Source organism: Trinickia sp. (assembly GCF_051953405.1).
Lineage (GTDB): Bacteria > Pseudomonadota > Gammaproteobacteria > Burkholderiales > Burkholderiaceae > Trinickia.
Window position 1 is genome coordinate 1 of the sequence record NZ_JBQCIV010000001.1, and the last position, 3791, is coordinate 3791.

The following is a 3791-nucleotide window of genomic DNA, read 5'->3' on the forward strand; positions in this document are numbered from 1 at the left end:
GCAAGGGCCCGCCCGCCCCACCGACCGAAAAGCACTCACACGCTTAAGACACCAGCGGTTGTTCACCGTCCACGATCTTTTTCGGGCCCACCGCGCGTTTCGCCGCTGGGGTGTGGGGGGCCGCGGGTGGCGTTAAATGCCGGTCGACGGAAGCGGGCCCCGACACCCCAGCGGCTATGACCACTACCGCCAATAAGCAGGCACCCGAACGAAAAAAAAGCGCCGACATCGACGCTTTGCAGACCAACTAACCCGATCGGCGCCACCCGCAGCACCGATCAGGCAAAGGTTTTATCGCCCTACACTAACGCCTACTCCGCCCGCGCGTTCGCGGCAGCCACAGCCGTCATGTTGATGATGCGCCGCACCGTCGCGGCCGGCGTCAGGATGTGCACCGGCTTGGCGGCGCCGAGCAAGAACGGCCCGACGGTCACGCCTTCCCCGCCGACCATCTTCAGCAGGTTGTACGTGATGTTCGCGGCTTCGACGTTCGGCATCAACAGCAGATTCGCTTCGCCCGTGAGCGTGGTACCCGGGAACGACTGCTTGCGGATCGCCTCCGACAACGCCGCATCGCCGTGCATTTCGCCGTCCACTTCGAGTTGCGGCGCACGTTCGGCAATCAGCTTGCGCGCGGCAGCCATCCGCTGCGACGACGATGAAGGGGCGCTACCGAAATTCGAATTCGACAGCAGCGCGATCTTCGGCACGATACCGAAACGCTCGATCTCGCGCGCAGCCAGAATCGCCATGTCGGCCAGTTGCTCGGCGCTCGGCACTTCGTTGACGTAGGTGTCGCAAATGAAGAGATTGCGCCCCGGCAGCATCAGCAAGTTCATCGCCGCGTAATGCTCGGCTTGCGGCGCACGGCCGAGCACTTGCTCGACGAACTTCAAATGGCTGTGGTACGTGTCGATCATGCCGCAGATCATGCCGTCGGCCTGTCCAAGGCGGATCAGGATCGCCCCGATCAACGTATTGAACTTGCGCATCGCGGCCTTCGCGATTTCGGGCGTCACGCCGTCGCGCGCGCCGATCTCGTGATAGAGCTGCCAGCTTTGCGTGAAGCGCGGATCGTCCTCGGGATTGACGATCTCGAAATCGACGCCGGCCTTCAGCTTCGAACCCATCTTCTGCAAGCGCATTTCGACCACGGCCGGGCGCCCGACGATGATCGGCTTGGCGATTCTCTCCATCAGCACGAACTGCGCGGCGCGCAGCACGCGTTCGTCCTCGCCCTCGGCGAACACGATGCGGGCACCCTTTTGCTTCGCGGCCGCGAACACGGGACGCATGACCATGCCCGTGCGGTAGACGGTCGCGCCCAGTTGCTCGCGATAAGCGTCCATGTCTTGGATCGGACGCGTGGCCACGCCCGAATCCATCGCCGCCTGCGCAACGGCCGGCGCGATCTTGATGATCAGGCGCGGATCGAACGGCTTCGGAATCAGGTACTCGGGACCGAACTCGAGCGAATGGCCTTCATAGGCCTTCGCCACTTCGTCGCCCTGATCCGTTTCCTCGGCCAGCTCGGCGATCGCACGCACGCAAGCGAGCTTCATTTCTTCCGTGATCGTCGTCGCGCCGACGTCCAGCGCGCCGCGGAAGATGAACGGGAAGCACAGGACGTTGTTGACCTGGTTCGGGTAGTCGGAGCGGCCCGTCGCGATGATTGCATCCGGCCGCGCGGCCTTGGCGTCTTCGGGACGAATTTCCGGCTCGGGATTGGCGAGTGCCAGGATCAACGGCCTGTTGCCCATGTCCTTCACCATTTCCGGCTTGAGCACGCCGGCGCTCGAGCAGCCGAGGAAAACATCGGCCGACTTGATCGCGTCGGCCAGCGTGCGCGCGTCGGTCGCGGCGGCATAGCGCGCCTTCGACGGATCGAGGTTGCCGCGCCCTTCGTAGATGACGCCCTTCGAATCGGCCACGAGCACGTTCTGCTTGGACAAGCCGAGCTTGACGAGCAAATCGAGGCAAGCGATGGCGGCCGCACCGGCACCCGAGCACACGAGCTTGACCTTCGACAGTTCTTTGCCCACCACCTTCAAGCCGTTCAGGATGGCCGCCGAAGCGATGATCGCCGTGCCGTGCTGATCGTCGTGGAAGACGGGGATCTTCATGCGCTCGCGCAGCTTCTGCTCGATGTAGAAGCACTCGGGCGCCTTGATGTCTTCGAGGTTGATGCCGCCGAGCGTCGGCTCGAGCATCGCGATCGCTTCGACGAGCTTGTCGGGGTCGGATTCGGACAGTTCGATATCGAAGACGTCGATGCCGGCGAACTTCTTGAACAAGCACCCCTTGCCTTCCATGACCGGCTTGGCGGCCAGCGGGCCGATATTGCCGAGGCCCAGCACCGCAGTGCCGTTCGTCACGACGCCGACCAGGTTGCCGCGCGAGGTGTACTTCTGCGCATCGAGCGGATCGGCGTGGATCGCCTCGCACGCGGCGGCAACGCCCGGAGAGTACGCGAGCGACAGATCGAGCTGGTTCGACAGCGGCTTCGTGGGCGTGACCGAAATCTTGCCGGGCCTAGGGTTCTGATGGTATGCGAGGGCGCTTTGCTTCAGTTGTTCGTCCATGGTTTTTGCCTGCGAGACGTAAAGAATTTGGGCCGACACGCTCGCGCTTGGCGCCGCGCTGGGCCAGTCGGCGGATGGCGACTGCGGCGGCCGCAGCGGCCTCGACTTGCGCCGGGTGGGCGCGGCGCCGGGAACTCTCGCGGGTAGCGGAGCATGCGCGCGAGCGATTTGCGGGGCGCCTAGTGTACACCCCCTAATCTCGCTTGCCAGAGGGAGCCGCGCCGAACTCGGGTAAAATACCGGCCTACGCGCGCAGCAAGCCAACCTGCTGCCCGAGGGCGACCCGCCCGCCTTGTGCACGCTGATGCACCACACGCCATCATTCCGAAGGATTTGCCCATGACAGGCTTCGATCGCCAAACGATCTCCGATACGACCGCCAAGATTCTGCTCGAAGTGCAAGCGGTGCACTTCAACGCCGAAAAGCCGTTCATCTTCACGTCCGGCTGGGCAAGCCCGGTCTATATCGACTGCCGTAAGCTGATTTCCTACCCGCGCGTGCGCCGTGGCCTCATGGAAATGGCCGAAGCCACCATCTTGCGCGACGTCGGCTACGAGCAGATCGACGCCGTGGCCGGCGGCGAAACGGCCGGCATTCCGTTCGCGGCCTGGATCGCCGACCGCATGATGCTGCCGATGCAATACGTGCGCAAAAAGCCGAAGGGTTTCGGCCGCAACGCACAGATCGAAGGCCACCTGGAAGAAGGTTCGCGCGTGCTGCTCGTCGAAGATCTGACGACCGACAGCCGCAGCAAGATCAACTTCGTGAACGCGCTGCGCACGGCCGGCGCCCGCGTGAACCATTGCTTCGTGCTGTTCCACTACAACATCTTCAAGGAAAGCGTATCGGTCCTGAAGGATATCGACGTCGATCTGCACGCGCTCGCGACCTGGTGGGACGTGCTGCGCGTCGCGAAGGCATCGGGCTACTTCGACGCCAAGACGCTCGATGAAGTCGAGAAGTTCTTGAACGCGCCGGCCCAGTGGTCGGCCGCGCATGGCGGAGCGACGGCGACGCCGCAGTAAGCCAGCGCTCGTCGCGGGAGGAGCAGCGCGCAGGCGGACAACCCGCCCGCGCCCCTCCGGGCCCCGCCGCTGCCCTCCTCTCCCTCTCCCGCTACGACGCCTCGTCGTACGTCATCCCCCGATGCGCCAGCCCGTTGGCCCGCGCGTATTCGATCAGTTCCGCGTCGCCGGCGGCCCCGAGCT

The 3791-nt window shown here is 64.4% G+C and carries 2 protein-coding genes; one reads left to right on the top strand and one right to left on the bottom strand.

The window, feature by feature from the left end:
• Positions 1-311 precede the first annotated feature (311 nt).
• Positions 312-2582 carry an NADP-dependent malic enzyme gene (locus ACTHN9_RS00005; RefSeq protein ID WP_440534694.1) on the bottom strand — a complete coding sequence of 757 codons (2271 nt, stop codon included), beginning with the start codon at positions 2580-2582 and terminating at the stop codon, positions 312-314.
• 339 nt (positions 2583-2921) lie between these two features.
• On the opposite strand from ACTHN9_RS00005, the gene ACTHN9_RS00010 reads away from it, so the two are divergent.
• Entirely contained in the window at positions 2922-3608 is a 687-nt protein-coding gene (locus ACTHN9_RS00010; RefSeq protein ID WP_440534695.1) for an orotate phosphoribosyltransferase, read from the top strand.
• Positions 3609-3791: the final 183 nt, after the last annotated feature.